We start from the raw sequence: 16,958 nt of genomic DNA, 5'->3' as shown, positions 1-16,958 counted from the left end.
ATGAAGCCATTGTCGAAGCTTGTAGTGAAGCTTGGAATAGCTTTATCAGCGATACCGCGAGGGTGATCAAGATGTGCACAAGAGATTGGGCGGTACTGAACAGACTTTAAGATGGAATGGTATCAGACCCCCTAAAGCCGTTGGCAAAGAATTACAAAATACAAAACACCCACCACTTAACTTCTAAACGCCTTAAATGGGTATTTTTCCAGACTATAAAAAAGCCAGTGAATTTCTATAGTAGTTAAAAATAGAAATACCCTAAAGTCTGAAATTTAGAAAGACAGAATTAAAAAATAATTTAATTTTTTTGCAATTCCGATCCGCTACCGATCCGCAGAGAAAATATAAGAATTTGTAGAATTTCAGAATTGACGTAAGTCATTGAAAAGAATGGTGGCCCCAGCTGGAGTCTCACCAGACGTAATAAATACGTTTTGGGCTGCCAAAACCCCTGTAAAACTGCGTTTTTATATCAATTTTTACACTTTATGTTGAGTAAAATAAAAGGTGTAATAAATGAAAACAGTTCCGTCTACTTTTGCCTTCACTGAGAAAAGAGTTCTCTCAGTGGCGGCCCAAATTAACACACGTCGATACTCAGATCAAAATCTTGCAAACTTAAAACTAGTGGTTACCCCTAAAGGCACTAAAACATTCTATGCGATGTTTAAGGTGTCAGGACAAGCTCGTTCAGTAAAAATTGGTTCAGCAGCTGAAGTTTCATTATCACAGGCAAGAGCCCGAGTAATAGAAATTATTAATTCTGAAAAAGAAAAGCGTAAAAGAACCTTTCGGCCACCAGACTTAGTTCAATTAGAAACACTAGAACGCTTATCCGGTTTTACTGTTAATGATGCTTATTGTGCTTACTACGATAATCATTTAAAGCATCGTAAAACTACAGGAAATAGGCAACATGCGTTGCATCATACTTTTAAAAAATATCTAGAGCCGATTCTTGGGAAATTAGATGTTAAAGAATTAAACCGGAAGTGGTTGGCAAAGTGCTTGAAAAATATCTATCTAGAAAAAGATTACAGTATTCATAATAAGTGCGTCAGTGTGTTGAAGGCGATGTTCAATTATTGCTTGGTATATGAAAGTGATTATCCACTTGAATTTAATCCAGCATCTCTTCTGAAAAAAGAAACGGGGGTCGTGAGAAGTCGTTATTTATCGATGCAAGAAATCGTAAATCTTCTTCAGGAATTGAATGATCTGAACCATCCAACATTTACCGATTTATTTAAATTAGCACTCTTTACTGGCGCTAGGATTGGGAATATAAAAGCGATGCGCTGGGATGAAATTGATCTTAATAATGCCAGCTGGGTTTTACCTGCCATTAAAACAAAAACCAATAAAACGTACCATTTGCCCCTTTCAAGTCAAGCTCTGGAAATACTCAAAAAGCGATATCAAGAGACCCCAAACAGCGTATATGTTTTTGCCAGTGAGCGCTCAGCCACTGGGCATGTTATGGGTGGGGAAATGGTTTGGAAAAAAGTGATAATTAAAGCTGGTTTGTATTCAAACAACAAAAATTTTCGTATTCGAAAACATGACTTGAGGCGGACATTTGCAACTCTGCAAGCGCTTAAAGGCGTTGATATTAATACTATCAGCAAGACACTCGGGCATACCGATATTAAGCACACTCAAGTCTATGCCCAAATAGACACCGCAAAATCAAAAGCAGCAATAGATCTTGCATTCAGTGACCTGCCAATACTATGCAAATAGAGTGCTTTAGCGAAGCGTTAATGTCACATTTTCTATAAGAAAAGGTGTAAAAGCGTTTATGCAATAAACCTTCAAAACGCGCAATAGCGGTGGGGCGAATGCCCCGCTGCTATGGAGCAGGCGCATGTACGGCTGGCCCGTACTACCCCCTAAATCGTTTTGCCCCTTAGGGCAAAATTTAGGCAGATACTCGATAGAGGAGAAGCCTAAACCCCGGCCGGTTCGAAGAATCGGTAGGTGAGGTGCAGCCGGAAAAAATGCGTAGCATTCGGCGAACCCACACCGCGAATTTCGGGGGTAGTACGGGGCAACGCCCTGAACATGCGCCGCGTGGTTTACAGTGCTAGCGCCAACGGCGCGTAAAGCCAATCCAGCCTCGAGAGGCTAGGAGTGGCGGGCACTGTAGACCACATGTCTTTGCTGCGAAGGCAGCAGAGGCATCCTGCAACGCAGGCGGGCTTGCGATAATCATCGCAAGTGGCATTCAAAGACAGGCTGGGGTTCATCTTTCGATGAAAATTATAAGGTGTTTGTGATGAAAACGCATAATTTGCGTTTAGCGGCTTTAACTATTTCTGAACACTAACATCAGAATAGGAAGCTAAGCAGTATGTCCAATGACATCACCGAGCAATACCCCAGATATTTCGCTATTGATATGCAATATCGCCATGGCGTAAACAACACGCAAATTGGCAAATCCCGCCGTGAGCTCACCATGACATTAGTAGGGCGGTTTGGACTGACAAGCCCAATCATTATCGAATGGCTTTATGGCATTTCGAGAGCGCAGGCACTGGTGCATCTTAATGCGCTGACAAAGCAGCAGTTAGTCGAAGTGGTCAAAACGCATCGCTCACCTGATGACCGGGTTTATATACTATCTAGAAGCGGAGCAGCCTTTGTCGAACAACTGACTGGGATGCCCGTGTATTTCAGGTCAACTAGCCATCCCGAATTACGGGTTAATTTAAATACCGTTTATCACGATATCATTATGCAGTTTGTCATTCTGCTTGGCATGCCACAAAGCATCTTAGGCAATCATCACTGCCAGGATATCTGGACGTGCTTTTTAACGGATTTAGAAGTGAGAAAGCTAAGCAAGTCTGGAAGCTGGCGAAATGTTGATGCGATTGTACAAGAGCAAGATGGGTGCATTACTGCAATTGAAATGGAGCATAGCTTTAAACAGCTAACAACCCGCAAAAGCATTTTGCAAAAATACCTGCAGGACATTAACAATGGCTACTATCAAAAAGTGATGTTTTTTTCGCAGAAACTTGATGTGTTAAATGACATGAAGCGAATCAACGGTAAAGTGATTTCGTTTTTACAAAGTACCAAAGGGCCTGAGCGCATTACTGAGCAGGACGCAGATATTCTAAATGGTGCCTTGGTTTACCGCAGTAAATATTGTGATGAGATACGCCAGCGTTTTTACTCAGCATAAAACACAATAATGCCAGCTTTATGCTGGCGTTATTGAGGCACGTCCTTGTACCCAGTAAGAGTCCTTTCACCGGTTATGCCCTGACTCGGCATCCCATCGGGGAGCACATAAATGTGCTTGTGCACGCAGACATTTTGCTACGCACTACCCACAAAGTGCAGCCTAATGCACTTGTTCGCTTAGAGTTAACTTTCGTTAAACGTCGTTAGGCGCGACCTTCTAATACCATTTTCGCGATAGATGGGGAGTATTGAATGCGAACCGGCAGTGGCCTCATGTTTAAGATAAGTGTTACGAATTTAATTAAGTGCTGAGAAGGGGAATTGTGAGTTGGATAAGGATTATAAGTTATTTAACAGGTTACTTAATAAAAAAGGCGACCAAAGGTCGCCTAGGGGTTAACACGCAGCTTTGTAATGCCAATAAAGCTTAGCTGCAGCAAAATAGACATCAGGTGCAACAGCAAACAGTTGTTCAAACTCTGTTGAGAATGCCTGACAAAAATCAGCCATGTGACGTTCATATTCACTCAACACAAAAAGCATTTCGTCGTCCTTAACAAAGTTATGAAATGCAAACTGCTCTTGTATTGAACTGCTGATATAGAGCCCGGTAGCGCTGCCCTCAAGGCTGTGGCACAACACAATGTACTGGCTTGGGTTGATTTCACCATATGCATTTAACTCGGCATACAATAATGTGCGTTGTGGCGATAGCGCTAAGATATTGCTGTGCTTGTTGCTGTTAAGATTTTGATGTAATGACATGACCTCTCCGTTAGTTAATGTGTGTTACATCAATAACTAGTATCGGAGAAAGGGAACTTTGGTAGATTTTTTAGCTATTGCTAAATAGTGTTAATGTGAGACTGCATTTTTTCAAACTTGTACAAAAGTCTATGGCATTTTTTACGTCTTTCGAATTTACAGTTGAACAATTAACGTCCGTTATTGCTCTTGGCAATTAACTGAATAGTCGTTAGAGTAAATATTAAAAGGTTATTAATATCAATCTTATAAGCTTCGTGAGCCTTCTAATTTGCAGCATTAATTAACTTGATCGACAAGCCCGCCAAACCAGCTAAAGAGCATCTTATACGTTTTAAATTCTTGCTCATAAATATACTGAACGGTGTTATCAATACTGATCACCGATACGCGCAACCCGGAGGGTCCTTTTGATATGTGGGGGAGTGTTATAAGGTTTCTGCCCGCGCGTTTCCAAACGAAAAGCACTTCCTGAAATTGCTGTTCATTGACGACGTGTTGTTTCATAAATACCTTCCTTATTTTGTTCTTGTAATGTAGCTAATACGTGACGTTTTTCCAGTACATTTAAGGTTTTTAATGTCGAAGGCTTTAAAGCATGACGCAATCCGCTATACTGTTTTTATATACAGTTATTTGGGGCGTGTTATGTCATCAGAACTCCTTGGTAAGGTTGAGTTGGGTCAGCCAATATTTTTACCTCTATATGGTCATCAGATTTCCGCAGGGTTTCCTTCACCTGCACAAGACTACATAGAGCAAACGCTAGATTTAAACGAGCTTTGTATCCGCCATCCTGCGGCCACCTTCTTGGTTAGAGTCAGTGGCGATTCAATGAAAGATGCAGGCATTTTAGACGGTGATATTTTGGTGGTTGACCGCTCGGTGAGTGCGACTCATGGCGATATTATTGTTGCTGCATTAAATCAGGAATTTACGGTTAAAGAGCTTTGCTTAAAGCCAGTAAGGCAGTTGCGTCCTCACAACAAAGCTTATCCACCAATCCTACTTAAAGAGGACGATGAGTTTGAAGTGTTTGGTGTTGTTATTAGTGTCGTAAGGAAAATGACGCGCTGATGAGTAGTTGCTTTGCCCTTGTCGATTGCAATAACTTTTATGCTAGTTGCGAGACTCTATTTCGGCCTGATATTAAAGGTAAACCGATTGTTTTGTTGTCCAATAATGATGGCTGTGTGGTAGCGCGCTCAAAAGAAGCAAAGGCGCTGGGGATAAAAATGGGCATTCCCGCCTTTGAATTAAAATCACTCATTGCTAAAGGCCAGCTTCTAACTTTTTCATCAAATTACACGCTTTATGCTGACATTTCCGCAAGAGTAATGAGTACCTTGGAAATGCTCGCACCAGCGCTTGAGGTGTACTCCATTGATGAAGCGTTTTTAGATTTAACCGGCGTTTCACATTGTATGGATTTAACCGACTTCGGTAAAACAATCCGCAACACCATTCAAAAGCATATCGGCATGACGGTTTGTGTTGGCATTGCTCCGACAAAAACGCTATCAAAACTGGCAAATCACGCTGCAAAAAAATGGAGTAAAGCTGCTGGCGTTGTCGATTTAACCAATACCGTTCGGCAGCGCAAGCTCATGGCTCTTCTGCCTGTGAGTGAAGTATGGGGTATTGGAAGTAAACTAACGGCCAGGCTTAATAAATTAGGCATTCATACCGCACTAGACTTGGCTGATGCCAATCCATCCTTTATAAAACAGCAATGCTCAATCGTTGAGGCTAGAATTGTTGCAGAGCTTAACGGCGAGTCTTGTTTAGCGCTTGAGCATGTTGCACCGACTAAAAAACAGATTATAAGCTCGAGGGCCTTCGGAGAGCGCATAACCAGCAAGCCTAAGATGCATGAAGCTGTAAGTGAATATATTAGCCGAGCTTGCCAAAAGCTTCGAAAAGAGCAGCAGCAAGCTAAGCAGCTTACCGTTTTTATCCGCACCAGTCCCTTTAGTGACAAGCAACGTGAACCCTATTATGGAAACAGCATAAGTAATCAACTTACCCATCCAAGCAGTGATACTAGAGATTTTCTTACGCTGGGAAGCCGACTTTTAGACAAGATATGGAAAGATGATTATCGTTATGTGCGGGCAGGGGTGATGCTTACTGATTTTTATGATGAAGGCGTTTACCAAGTTGATTTGTTTGAACCAGAGCCGCCAAGCTATCAAAGCAAAGCGCTAATGACCATTATTGATACCATCAACTCAACGGGCACCGGAAAGGTGTGGTTTGCAAGCCAAGGTATTGCACAAGAGTGGAGCATGAAACGCGCCATGTTATCTCCACATTACACAACGAAATGGACAGATTTGCCGATCGCACGATAAAAAAGTATTGCGATCATTTAATCTCAGCTTCGTGCCAAAAGCGGAAATTAACTGGAATCTGATTAAATCGGCGTTTTTCACTGAAAGCGGGCATTCGCCCAATAACTGCTCAGAATGCTCGCGAAATTTTCGAGTGGTTATCTAACACATAAGCTGAGCGTTCATGTTTATGGGCAATGCCCTAACAAACTTATTTGTAGCTCTTAGTTGTTCTGTTTTACCATAGATAATCAGCAGCACACGCTCACAAGTGCGTAAACTTGCCATCAATTTCATAAGCCAAACCGAAATTCGAATAAGTATGAGTTGATAAATTAAATCTCGCTCAATCCATTTAATTGCTGATGATTTGGTTTTCGGTGCAACGGTTTTCATTTCGAGCTTTTTAATTGGCTCCAGTACTATGACCGGGCTTTTTATGCTCTTCTCATTTGATACCTTGGGAGAACTGCTTTACTAAAATAATTAGCCTGCATCGTTGCAAAATAGTCTGTGATGCATAACACGCAGCTTAAAAACACTGTGGAATCAGCGAAGTAATTAGGGTAAGCCAAGCGCAATTCCGAAAACTTTGGGGTAGATACCATCGCAACGACAACGGAACTGTTGCCTGAGTGAATGAGTTCCTCATTGGCATACGCTTTCTCTGCCTCTTCATCCCCAGGTGGGAAGGTTTGTGCGGTGACTTCCGATTTCTCCAAATCAATGGTTATCAGTACGTACCCTTCACCACCATTTGTTTGATGCTTTTCATCGACGATATTGAGTGAGTTAGCAAAACCGTCAAATAGCTGCACCACATTTAAAGCGGCCAAACAATCATTACACTGTTTCATGGCTATGTAAGGTAATGAATCCCTGTCCAAAAGCGCTTTGCCAAACTCAGTTTTCATTTGATCGCTATAAAACTTGAATCGCGCACGGTGATTAAAGTTAACAAAGCCCTTAACCTTGTCCATGACGTCAAAGTGGGAGCTAAGCTGAATAAAAAGACTAGACCACTCAGGAGAGCCCTGGTTTGTTTTTAACGATTGATTGGTAAATAAATCTACAATTTCCACGGCGGTGGCCCAGCAGTGCTGAATAGGAGTTCGCAGCTGAACCTCGACGAAACGCTCAGTACCATCAGCGCCTGCAAACTTGCCAATAATATGAACGCTTCGATAGCCATCAGCCTTGGCGTCCTTAATGTAGTCGTTAACCTTACAACCGTTATCATCTAAAATTTGGAACTCAGGTCTTTTTCTGAGCTCTTTAAGGGCTTTATAGAGAGATTGTCGGTCTCGAATAATCACCCGGCATCCGCCAATATCATTCATTTTATAGAGGCTCATCTTTGGGTAGCGGATTAGTTTGCCATAAATTGACGCAGTCCTTTTCATGCGCCGTGCGAACAGTGCATTTTTATCAATGGGGATCACAATGCTTGATAATAGATCTAAAGCATTTTTAACGGGCTCCTCATGGGCCTGCCTCCAAAATGAAATTACTTCCATCATATTTCTAAGTGCTTCATCTGAAAGGCTATCAAAGACCCTCAAATCGTCTCCCGCTCTTGCTATTTTCTTTCCCGTATATTGCACAAACAAGCTCTCTTTAGGATAGATGATTAGGGTTTTGATTTTGTCGCCTGACGTCTATTTTCCAGTTTTAGTCTGCCAAGTAAAATGTCACCGCAGTATAGTGGCAATTGAATCGACCAAAACCCACCGATTCGAACTGTGGAATTTCTTTTGAAGCTCATACCCAGATTCTATGTTATTGAATCTGGGATTTCGATCTGTTTTAAATTCCATTTTATTCAAAAGAGACTTGCGCTTATTTTTAGCTGTATTTTAAATGGCATTAAGCTAGAAATAGGTATTGCTCATTCACTGATTTCGCTTTCCCACTCATCTCTTGTAGAGTTAATTTTTTTTGCGATATCTCTACAGTATTTCCTATCATTTGAATGTAAGTAGTTCCAGTATTCCATTATACCTAAATTTGACTCTTCATAATGCTGTCTAAATAGGTATGTAGATAGAACTGCTGGTTTGTGAGGATTCTCGTTAATATCTGGAATCCAGTATTTATCCCTAGCTTCAAGCAGAAAATTATTTTTTTCTAAAAAACAAAATAACTTAGCACCAAACATACTGTGACGAATTTTGATATTTGGACTTTCCAGCTTATATGAATCTAATATGTAGTTGAAGTCAAAAACTTCTCTCTTGTGTATATCAGTCTCACACAGAATCGGACATTCATTTATTATAAATGAAACTTCACTTACCACATCTTCTTTAGACCTACATTTTACAGCATAAATAAAATGACTTTGATTCGGGGAACATGATGTAATAATTACTGACTGACTTTTTCTAAAAATTTTTTTAGCTTCATCTTCAAAATAGCTATCTTCAAAATCGTATTTATTAAAAAAATCCTTAATCTCTTCTTCGCTCGAGAAGATTTTATAAAAGTGTCCAAACTCATTCATGTGCCATTCAATTAAACTAGAATCATCTTGAATTATATGAAAGTTATGCTCATCATAAATTGTGGTATCTACTACTATAAATCCCATAAATCCTCTATTTACTTCGCGCGTATACAGCACTTTGCTAATGGGCAGGTGCGTAATTAAATAACTTATTAAAGTACTCAATCTAAGGAGAATCCAATGTTGATCTGTACAAGCAAAAATTGAACCTTCGCTAAGCACCTTTCTTTATTTCAAAGTTCTCTGGGCTGAGATAGCAAAGACCACTATGCCTTCTGGTCATATTGTAATCAACTTCAATACACTCAAAAAATATTAACGCAACATTTCACTATCCGTTATTGGCTCATTCTGAAGTGCTTCAACCTTCAATGGTTTTTACGTAAGGTTTATTACCGCTATCAGCAAGGTCAACCTGGTTGCGCCCTGCACCATTACGCGCTTTGGAGTCATCAAAAACACCTTTTATTAGCACTTATGGTTGGTTTCGCGGTTAAGAGGATATTCGCAATGGCATTATGATGCTTAGGGATTTCTGCTTATCGCTCTTAGCAGTAAATGGCAGAAATTAGGTAACAACAAGTTGTCAGTGAAACGCCTCTATGAGGCGCAGAAAGGCCATATTGCTTGCGCCAAGGACGCATGTCCAAATCCCGCAAACCCGCGCCATATATGGATTCTATGTGCGCCAAAATCACCATAAAAGTAAGTGAATTACAAACTCAGCATCAACACTGAGTAGCAGTAGCAATAATCATCATCCATATTGTTCCAGAAGGAATTTAAGTAGAAACATATCACACCGCACTACAGTATTAGCGATCACACACAAAACCTCTATGGGGCTCAGAAAGGCCATAATACTTGCGCCAAGGACGCATGTCCAAATCCCGCAAACCCGCGCCACATATGGATTCCATGTGCGCCAAAATCACCATAAAAGTAAGTGAATTACCAACACAGTATCGACACTGAATAGCAGTAGTAATAACCACCTACCATATTGCTCCAGAAGGAATTTAAGTGTGAACATATCACACCGCACCATAGTATTAGCGATCACAAAAAAAACGCCTCTATGAGGCTCAGAAAGGCCATATTGCTTGCGCCAAGGACGCATGTCCAAATCCCGCAAACCCGCGCCACATATGAATTCCATGTGCGCCAAAAATACTAAGGAAGCAGGCAAACTACAAACACAGCAGCGGCACTGGATGGGTAGCCGCAATAACCATCCGCCTTAATATTTCAAATGAATTAGTGTGCACATTTTCTACCGTACAGAGACGAAAAAGTTTGTACACACAGTTTAAAAGTACGCGTTTGCCATGTGGTGGTTAATGTCTTCTGGTTAGTGCTATATCGACAAATTTTAGTCATTCATCCTGGTGCATCGAGCCGATTAGTGAACAAACTATATTGTTCGAGCTTCGGCTTTATTGTTGTCGTTGTGAACAAATTTTATTGTCATTAACAGGTAACGTTTCAGCCATTCTTCCTATCACTTGTATGAAGTTGACGCTAAACCTATACTCGATTATTGTCCTTCTGAGGTTGCCTCAGTAAAACCCTCAATCAAGTGGCTGCGGCATTTTCTTAAAATTTCTGGCAAGGGAGAATTGAAATGGAAGCTCTATGGTTAATACCTGCGGTGATATTAACAGTTGGTCTGGTTCTTGTTTGCTACAAACAGCGCAAGTCTGGTTAACTGGCTCAATCTAGCCTCATGTGGTGACTGCTTTATGCCGGGTTGTGCTAATGGTGTCTTACAATAAGCCTGACTTCTACTGTTGCTAAAACGTATGGGTTAAAAACGAACCAGACGCTGCGCTTGCTCTCAGTAGATTAGTTGTCAGCTAAACTCAGTAAAACAGGCAAAAAATAATTGCTTTGTAGGTCTGTGTTTCGCTAAAACCTTTTTTCAGTTTTGAATTATTTTGAATTATTTTGAATTATTCAACGGCCATCTATCTAAATTCCGTACATATACATCCCCCCATTTAAAAAACAGCTTGCTATTCAAACGAAAATAATTAAGTTCGGATAAGCACTCGTGCTGAGCATTATCGACAATTCGCTGCAAAGCCGGTGTAAGGATGTTGCACTTTAATCTGTTAAGGAGAAAAAATTGGGATTGTTCAACTGGTTTGGCGGTTTTTTGAAAGCAGTACAAATTTATGGTTGCCAACTGCTGGGCGGTGTTGTGGTAATCGCGATGATGAGCCCTTTAATAAAGTTGGCACTGATAGAGTCCGATGAAGAGCGTTTTTGTTATTTGGTCTCTGTGTTAATTACGATCAATATTTGGGGTTGCATTGGTTACTTTTTTTATAACATTCATGCCAAGACTAAAGGTTATTCAGTTCTATATGCGCTGCTGTATCCGTTTTTCTATGCGCCTGTTGCGGCCAAGTGGTATCTAAATCGTCACCACTAAACAGTATCAATCATGAAAGAAAAATCACTTTAAATAAGTCTCGGCATAAAAACTGAGATTTTTTTATTTTATTTTTCTAAACGTAAAAAATTTGCCTTACCTGGGCACATCTTTTTCTGAAACGAAATATTAATGGAGCTTCAGAAATGACCGATGTAACTCAAACCTTAATAAACAATATGGAATTAGCACAGGTTATTATTAACCAAGAGTTTAATGTTAACGATGAAGGTCTCGGTTATGAGCAGTTAGACCTGTTTCCTGAGAGCATTCATAAGGTACGAATTAAGAAAGTCGCAGCTCGGCTTTTGAATATTACCGATGATGCTAACTTTGTGGCCGGTGTTGTCGCAATGCTAAACAACGTTTACTTGCCCCAGAGAATCTATAATGATGAATGATAATGGGAAGTTGCTGAAGTGTCTGAAGTTTTCAAATGCAGCATTATTTGTATTTTGATCGACGGCAATTGCGGGATCGATCAGTGTTAAAGCACATCGATAAAGGTGATTTGCTGTAGCATGGTACTGCAATTGGCATAAGTTGGTGCTGTAGTTATAGCAATCATTAATATCAAAGACTGTTTTGAGCGAATAGCAGATATCCATCACCGCACTATAATCCATATGCCAATGTCTGCTTTACTGCAAAACCGGACATTGAGTCCGGTTTTGGTTACAAATTACCGATCTATCGGGCTCGATGTCCCAGATGAATGTTGCCCTATGACATGCGTGTATATTTGAGTGGTTTTCAAATCTGTATGCCCTAACAACTCTTGAACCGTGCGTATGTCAGTGCCTGCTTTGAGTAGTTGCGTAGCAAAAGAATGCCTGAAAGTATGCGCAGTGATGTGCTTTTGAACGCCTGACTTTTTTACAGCAAGTCTTAATTTCTTGGTAAGTGACGTCCAGTGCAAATGATGGCGGCATGAATACCCATCTACAGGATGCTTGCACCTGACTGACGAAGGGAAAATAAATTGCCACTTAAAATCAGATATCGCATAGGGATATTTGCGTGCCAGTCCCGCAGGCAGACTGGTTTTTCCTTCTCCTTCGCAAAGGTCTTTTTCATGAAGTTCACGCACTTTTTCAATTTGAGATTGAAGTGGCACAACCAGCTTATCAGGCAGCATAGTGACACGGTCTTTTCCTCCTTTGCCACGAAAAACAAAGATGTTTTTTGATTCAAAGTCGACGTCCTTAACTCGCAACTTCAGCAGCTCAGCTTTTCTGAGTCCGCAGCCGTATAAAAGTGAAAACATCAGTTTATAGCTACCAGATAGTTGATTAATCACACTAATAGCTTCGTTATGAGACAAGACAGTTGGCACTCTTTTAGGCGCGCGGGCTTTTATCGTATCGGGCAGTAAAGTCAGCTCTCTTTTAAGGGTATGTTTGTACATGAATACGATAGCGCAGAGCGCTAAGTTTTGAGTGGACGCAGTCACTTGTCTATTTACGGCTAAATAGGTTAAGAAATCAGTTACCTCCTGCTCTCCCATGTCTTTTGGGTGCTGTTTTTTATTGAATAAAATGAAGCGTTTTATCCACAGTAGATACGTTTTTTCAGTTTGAATTGAGTAATGTTTAGTGCGCATAACCTGCCTAATACTTTCAAGGAAAGGTGAGCGAGCCATATTAATCCTCCTGTTGAATATCGAGTGTATTACTGAGAAGTCTCAGTAATATCCATGATAAACAGGGCTAAATTAACCTAGGCTGTTGATATTGCTTATGTTTGCTCTGTTTGGAGGTGGGGTGTTACTGAGACTTCTCAGTAACATGGTAAATTTAAAGTGAATTAAATGCTTGGTTGGCTTCTCAAGTTATTGATTTTCGGTAAACTCATAGGTATAAATTTATTTTACCTCTCGGGTGTTACTGAGAGGTCTACATAATAACTGTTATATGCGAAGGGATGTATGAAGAAACAATATTTGAACTTCGATGACTTAGAGCAATCTGATCAAGAATTCTTCATTAATGATTCGTGGTGCGACTATTGTAATAAAGCTGATTTAGGAATTACCAAACCGAAAATCTATATTCTTGATGAAAAACAGTACCTTGAAGGTAAGTGTAAGGTTTGTGATCAAAAGCAAACCACTGAAGTTGTTGTTACATACTTAAATAATCAAGATAAGAAGTAGTGAAATTGCATATAACAAGTTGCTCAATTTCGTTACGGCCACAAAAAGCGTGGCCTCCACTGGACTGCCTACGCTTCGCTGCGGCAGCCAATTAGCAAAGCGTTATATTCCGAGCCAGGAACAGAGTACATTGAAAATTCTAAGGATATTAATTATATGGAGTTTGTTTATGTCAGTAGCTGCCGCTGAAAACGTCTATTTTACCGCTCAAGGCAAGCAGGATGGTAAACCAGTCATCTACCGCAGTATGAAAAAAGTACCTGAAGGCCAAAAAGAATCTGACTATCCTACCCTGATAAATATCTATTGGCCTTTCGAAGTGGATGCAAATAATGGTATGCCTGATGCACAAACAAACGAAGACCAAATTACGTTTGAAAATGCGCTAGACCAACTTGATCAGAATGGCGTGAGTCATTTAATGCTTGTTGTAACTGGTAATGGCAGAAAAGAGTGGATTTGGTATGTCAAAGATGAAGAGGAGTGGATGATTAAATTAAACGAGCTACTTTCTGGTCATAAAGTATACCCAATCGAGATTGAGATAAATCAAGATCCAGAATGGTCCACCTATCATGATTTTGTTTCTGGAGTTCAGGGAATATAACAAACAAATTTTATCGCCAGCAAAAAACGCTGGCTGCGACGTCAACCCGCTGCGCGGCTTTCCGCGCTAAATTTGAACGTTAGAAGAACTATGAAACATCTGATGATAATCCCAATTCTGGGGCTAGGCGTAATACACGTAGTAACTTGGTTTGGTATTTTGCCGCCGACTTACTTAACTATTGGTTTGTCTGCTGCATCTGTAGTTGTATTGTTCGTCGGGATAATTTCTGTAAAAAGTTATGCTGATCGCACCGGTGAGAATTTAGGAGAGAAAGTTCTAGGAAATTTGAGTATTAAGCCCTTTTTGTTTGGTCTAGTCGTATTGGCGTACTTCTTCTTTAATTTTTTCTATAGTGCTTCAATGGGCGGAATTACTAAAATCGAAAATGGTAAGTATTTTGCCATGAAGGAACCGACCAAAGAGAATTATGAGATTACAGAGTCTGAATACAATGAACGGCAACCTCACCAAGTACGCGCCATGACTGGACACCCATTAGTATTTGGAATAGTTGGTTATATCATGTTTAGTGTGAGTCGTTCCTCTAACAAGCCAAGCAAGAATGACGCACAAAATACGCGCGCCTCTTCTTGACGCGTTAAGTTTTGAATCATGTATCGAGCAATTATTCTTTTATTATTAATATCTAAGGCGGTTATGGCTGAAAATGTTGAAGTAATAGATGTTGAGACCGGGGATGTTTCTACTGTGTCGTCTGATCAAATTGGGCCTGGGATGGTGCGGGTGAGCTACGAAGGAAAAGAATATTGGGCCGATAGCGCCCAACTTCAACAAAACGAATATCAACATGAGCCTTTTCAAGGGGAAATGAAAACACGGATAGAATCTATCATGAACAACCTGTCGGAGGTTTATTCTCTTAGTTATGAAGAATGGGAGGATGGATTCAGGAGAGATCAACACCCTATAAATGAAATAGTAATTTGGGAACGCATAGTATCTGTGTACAAACACTTTTCTAATAGAGCATCGAGTTTGGCGAGTCGGAAGGAAATTTATTCGGTAATAGTTACCTGTTCATATAGTGAACCCAATCAGGTTTTAAACCAAGTTTCACTTAATGAGCTCACGGAAGAAGAGGCAAGGGAGATTATACGTGCTTACTACCAAAAAACTTAACAAACCGCTGCACACCGACACATACTGCTACGCTCGTTTTTGTGTGTCGCTGCGCGCCACTTTACACAAAAACGCTCTCCGCAGTAAGTGCGGGTGAGCGGGGCGTTAGGTAACTTACAAATATGGATCGACTAACCATTTTTATATTTGCCTTTGCTCTGTCAAGTTGTAGTGCGGGATCTGGCCATCGCAATGTGTCTTCAATTGTTCAGTCAGATAAAGCGGTAATCGCTAGTTTGGCTAATGAACTTCAACGGGAACATATGGCAGGTACTTTTGATGGACTGGTTCTGGTTGCTCAGAGTAACGTTGCTTTATTTAAGAGTGCTTATGGTTATGCCGACAGAGAAGATTCTGTGAAAAATAGCGCTGTTACTATCTTTGATATGGGGTCAATTGCGAAAACATTTACCGCAGCTGCAGTGCTTCTACTTGTCGAGAATCAAAGGTTGCAGCTTTACGACACGATTGGAAATTTTTATCCAACGGCGCCTGACGAAGTGAAGTCGATCACAATTATGCAGCTCTTGGGGCATGCAAGTGGTTTGGATAACTTTCACAATGATTCTGACTTTGAATTGATGGATAAAGCTCAGGCTGAACGCAGAATCTTAGCTATGCCGTTAATTGCAAAGCCGGGTGAGAAAATCGCATATTCCAATGCTGCCTATACGCTGTTGGCGGCTATCGTCGAGAAAGTGAGCGATAAACCTTTTCAAGATTACGTCCACGATAATTTATTGACCCCGTTAAATTTGAAGAGCACCGGTTTCTATCAAGATCAACGAGTTTCATTAAATAACCTAGCTCGTGGCTACGGAGGAGATGACCAAGGCCGTACCACCTTTGAAAAAGGCTTAACCTGGGCGCTCATTGGTGCCGGTGGTATGGTTACGTCAATTGATGATTTAGCTGCTTGGTCTTCTGCTCTTAGAAACGGAACAATATTCCCTGCTGGGTCGTCGAACTCAGTTTTTGCTAAAGCAAATGAACGGTGGTTGTTAGGTAGTTTAGCGCAGGTCGAAATCAGTGGTGAATCCATCATTCAGATGGGAGGCAGCACTGATTATGGCTACACCGCTCTAATTCAGTTTGTTCCGAATCGAAATCTCTTAATCATACTGTTGCTAAATGCACATGACAGTAAATATAAAAATGCCACGCATCATCGGCTAAGTAGAAATCATATAATGCCCATATTGCTTGGCGAGGGCGAAGAGTTACCTAACAATTCAATGCAGCCGACCGCTAACGCGTCGGCTGATTGAGGCGTTAGGTATACATGGAAGTTTAGTGTCTTATGCCAATACCAAAGACAAAATTTAAAAGCATTTTTGAATATACTTTTTTAGGAATCATATTTCTTATTTGTGGTTTGGCACTTAATGAAAACTTGGTGCAACCTTTAGCTAAACAAGTAATAGTCTCTGTAATTTTTATTGCATGGGTTTCAATGTTTACATTTGGTTTGATTTTCAAAGAATCATATATTTTAAAGGCTTCTAAATTAAGTAAGCCTACATTGTTTTATATTGAGCAATTGGCATATTTTGCGTTGTTAATTATTAACAGTATTGTTATCTATGAAGCAGTGTATACCTAACAAGTCATTCAAAAGGACAAATAACAGTTGGCTGTTTGCTCCTTCGTCGCCTATTTTAGCCAACATGTTATTTGCCTCTTAATGAGGCGTTGGTATGACTCCCCACGTCAAGCAGATTGAGTAAAATCCTGCTCATTAAAGAACCTTTGTTTTGCTGTTAAAGCGAGTTAATGCATCAGATGAAGCTGGTAATGTTCGTCGGTTGTCA

At 40.5% G+C, this 16,958-nt stretch carries 17 protein-coding genes and 1 pseudogene; 12 read left to right on the top strand and 6 right to left on the bottom strand.

Annotation, left to right across the window (positions count from 1 at the left end; translation table 11 throughout):
* Positions 1-519 precede the first annotated feature (519 nt).
* Both LMJ53_RS16700 and LMJ53_RS16695 read left to right on the top strand, forming a co-directional pair.
* Positions 520-1,746: a tyrosine-type recombinase/integrase gene (locus tag LMJ53_RS16700; RefSeq protein ID WP_229588502.1), complete on the top strand. Its 1,227-nt coding sequence runs from the start codon at positions 520-522 to the stop codon at positions 1,744-1,746.
* Between the two features lie 610 nt (positions 1,747-2,356).
* Positions 2,357-3,199: a hypothetical protein gene (locus LMJ53_RS16695; RefSeq protein ID WP_229588500.1), complete on the top strand. Its 843-nt coding sequence runs from the start codon at positions 2,357-2,359 to the stop codon at positions 3,197-3,199.
* Between the two features lie 398 nt (positions 3,200-3,597).
* Here the strand turns inward: LMJ53_RS16695 and LMJ53_RS16690 are convergent, their stop codons facing one another.
* Together LMJ53_RS16690 and LMJ53_RS16685 are read right to left on the bottom strand one after the other, a co-directional pair.
* On the bottom strand, positions 3,598-3,966 hold the full coding sequence (locus LMJ53_RS16690) for a hypothetical protein (protein WP_229588498.1): 369 nt from the start codon (positions 3,964-3,966) through the stop codon (positions 3,598-3,600).
* A gap of 279 nt (positions 3,967-4,245) precedes the next feature.
* The gene (locus LMJ53_RS16685) at positions 4,246-4,473 is read right to left on the bottom strand and encodes a hypothetical protein (protein WP_229588496.1); all 228 of its coding nucleotides are present in this window, start codon (positions 4,471-4,473) and stop codon (positions 4,246-4,248) included.
* Positions 4,474-4,614: 141 nt separating this feature from the next.
* Here LMJ53_RS16685 and umuD point away from each other — a divergent pair, with 141 nt between their 5' ends.
* Together umuD and umuC are read left to right on the top strand one after the other, a co-directional pair.
* Positions 4,615-5,043: a translesion error-prone DNA polymerase V autoproteolytic subunit gene (gene umuD, locus LMJ53_RS16680; protein ID WP_229588504.1), complete on the top strand. Its 429-nt coding sequence runs from the start codon at positions 4,615-4,617 to the stop codon at positions 5,041-5,043.
* The gene (gene umuC / locus LMJ53_RS16675; protein WP_229588494.1) at positions 5,043-6,320 is read left to right on the top strand and encodes a translesion error-prone DNA polymerase V subunit UmuC; all 1,278 of its coding nucleotides are present in this window, start codon (positions 5,043-5,045) and stop codon (positions 6,318-6,320) included. The genes umuD and umuC overlap by 1 nt, the downstream gene beginning before the upstream one ends.
* A 416-nt stretch (positions 6,321-6,736) precedes the next feature.
* Here umuC and LMJ53_RS16670 read toward each other — a convergent pair whose 3' ends face one another.
* The 3 genes and pseudogenes from LMJ53_RS16670 to LMJ53_RS16660 form a co-directional block, all read right to left on the bottom strand.
* Entirely contained in the window at positions 6,737-7,903 is a 1,167-nt protein-coding gene (locus LMJ53_RS16670; protein ID WP_229588492.1) for a RelA/SpoT domain-containing protein, read from the bottom strand.
* 284 nt (positions 7,904-8,187) lie between these two features.
* Positions 8,188-8,889, bottom strand: coding sequence for a hypothetical protein (locus LMJ53_RS16665; RefSeq protein ID WP_229588490.1), 702 nt, complete (start codon positions 8,887-8,889; stop codon positions 8,188-8,190).
* Between the two features lie 130 nt (positions 8,890-9,019).
* Positions 9,020-9,177, bottom strand: a pseudogene (locus LMJ53_RS16660) (IS3 family transposase); the annotation flags it as partial.
* A gap of 1,756 nt (positions 9,178-10,933) precedes the next feature.
* On the opposite strand from LMJ53_RS16660, the gene LMJ53_RS16655 reads away from it, so the two are divergent.
* Both LMJ53_RS16655 and LMJ53_RS16650 read left to right on the top strand, forming a co-directional pair.
* Complete coding sequence (locus tag LMJ53_RS16655; protein ID WP_229588488.1) at positions 10,934-11,242, top strand: hypothetical protein; 309 nt, start codon at positions 10,934-10,936, stop codon at positions 11,240-11,242.
* 146 nt (positions 11,243-11,388) lie between these two features.
* Positions 11,389-11,643: a hypothetical protein gene (locus LMJ53_RS16650; RefSeq protein WP_229588486.1), complete on the top strand. Its 255-nt coding sequence runs from the start codon at positions 11,389-11,391 to the stop codon at positions 11,641-11,643.
* Between the two features lie 281 nt (positions 11,644-11,924).
* On the opposite strand, the gene LMJ53_RS16645 is transcribed toward LMJ53_RS16650, so the two are convergent.
* A complete protein-coding gene (locus tag LMJ53_RS16645) occupies positions 11,925-12,884 on the bottom strand; it encodes an integron integrase (RefSeq protein WP_229588484.1) in 960 nt (319 codons plus the stop codon).
* Between the two features lie 285 nt (positions 12,885-13,169).
* Between LMJ53_RS16645 and LMJ53_RS16640 the strand changes: the two genes are divergently transcribed.
* The 6 genes from LMJ53_RS16640 (at position 13,170) to LMJ53_RS16615 (ending at position 16,750) form a co-directional block, all read left to right on the top strand.
* On the top strand, positions 13,170-13,397 hold the full coding sequence (locus LMJ53_RS16640) for a hypothetical protein (protein ID WP_229585794.1): 228 nt from the start codon (positions 13,170-13,172) through the stop codon (positions 13,395-13,397).
* A 169-nt stretch (positions 13,398-13,566) separates the two neighbouring features.
* Positions 13,567-14,004 carry a DUF695 domain-containing protein gene (locus LMJ53_RS16635; protein WP_229588482.1) on the top strand — a complete coding sequence of 146 codons (438 nt, stop codon included), beginning with the start codon at positions 13,567-13,569 and terminating at the stop codon, positions 14,002-14,004.
* 90 nt (positions 14,005-14,094) lie between these two features.
* Positions 14,095-14,601, top strand: coding sequence for a hypothetical protein (locus LMJ53_RS16630; protein ID WP_229588480.1), 507 nt, complete (start codon positions 14,095-14,097; stop codon positions 14,599-14,601).
* A gap of 63 nt (positions 14,602-14,664) precedes the next feature.
* On the top strand, positions 14,665-15,147 hold the full coding sequence (locus tag LMJ53_RS16625; protein WP_229588478.1) for a hypothetical protein: 483 nt from the start codon (positions 14,665-14,667) through the stop codon (positions 15,145-15,147).
* Between the two features lie 122 nt (positions 15,148-15,269).
* Positions 15,270-16,415: a serine hydrolase domain-containing protein gene (locus tag LMJ53_RS16620; protein WP_229588476.1), complete on the top strand. Its 1,146-nt coding sequence runs from the start codon at positions 15,270-15,272 to the stop codon at positions 16,413-16,415.
* 32 nt (positions 16,416-16,447) lie between these two features.
* A complete protein-coding gene (locus LMJ53_RS16615; RefSeq protein ID WP_229588474.1) occupies positions 16,448-16,750 on the top strand; it encodes a hypothetical protein in 303 nt (100 codons plus the stop codon).
* Positions 16,751-16,958: the final 208 nt, after the last annotated feature.

It is taken from the genome of Rheinheimera sp. UJ51, assembly GCF_020819615.1.
Lineage (GTDB): Bacteria > Pseudomonadota > Gammaproteobacteria > Enterobacterales > Alteromonadaceae > Alishewanella > Alishewanella maricola.
This window is presented reverse-complemented; position numbering and strand designations above follow the sequence as displayed.

Bases quoted from the DNA above. Each gene is read 5' to 3' on its own strand.
- LMJ53_RS16700 (WP_229588502.1), top strand. From the start codon at position 520: ATGAAAACAGTTCCGTCTACTTTTGCCTTCACTGAGAAAAGAGTTCTC.
- LMJ53_RS16695 (WP_229588500.1), top strand. From the start codon at position 2,357: ATGTCCAATGACATCACCGAGCAATACCCCAGATATTTCGCTATTGAT.
- LMJ53_RS16690 (WP_229588498.1), bottom strand. From the start codon at position 3,966: ATGTCATTACATCAAAATCTTAACAGCAACAAGCACAGCAATATCTTA.
- LMJ53_RS16685 (WP_229588496.1), bottom strand. From the start codon at position 4,473: ATGAAACAACACGTCGTCAATGAACAGCAATTTCAGGAAGTGCTTTTC.
- umuD (WP_229588504.1), top strand. From the start codon at position 4,615: ATGTCATCAGAACTCCTTGGTAAGGTTGAGTTGGGTCAGCCAATATTT.
- umuC (WP_229588494.1), top strand. From the start codon at position 5,043: ATGAGTAGTTGCTTTGCCCTTGTCGATTGCAATAACTTTTATGCTAGT.
- LMJ53_RS16665 (WP_229588490.1), bottom strand. From the start codon at position 8,889: ATGGGATTTATAGTAGTAGATACCACAATTTATGATGAGCATAACTTT.
- LMJ53_RS16650 (WP_229588486.1), top strand. From the start codon at position 11,389: ATGACCGATGTAACTCAAACCTTAATAAACAATATGGAATTAGCACAG.
- LMJ53_RS16645 (WP_229588484.1), bottom strand. From the start codon at position 12,884: ATGGCTCGCTCACCTTTCCTTGAAAGTATTAGGCAGGTTATGCGCACT.
- LMJ53_RS16640 (WP_229585794.1), top strand. From the start codon at position 13,170: ATGAAGAAACAATATTTGAACTTCGATGACTTAGAGCAATCTGATCAA.
- LMJ53_RS16635 (WP_229588482.1), top strand. From the start codon at position 13,567: ATGTCAGTAGCTGCCGCTGAAAACGTCTATTTTACCGCTCAAGGCAAG.
- LMJ53_RS16630 (WP_229588480.1), top strand. From the start codon at position 14,095: ATGAAACATCTGATGATAATCCCAATTCTGGGGCTAGGCGTAATACAC.
- LMJ53_RS16625 (WP_229588478.1), top strand. From the start codon at position 14,665: ATGGCTGAAAATGTTGAAGTAATAGATGTTGAGACCGGGGATGTTTCT.
- LMJ53_RS16620 (WP_229588476.1), top strand. From the start codon at position 15,270: ATGGATCGACTAACCATTTTTATATTTGCCTTTGCTCTGTCAAGTTGT.
- LMJ53_RS16615 (WP_229588474.1), top strand. From the start codon at position 16,448: ATGCCAATACCAAAGACAAAATTTAAAAGCATTTTTGAATATACTTTT.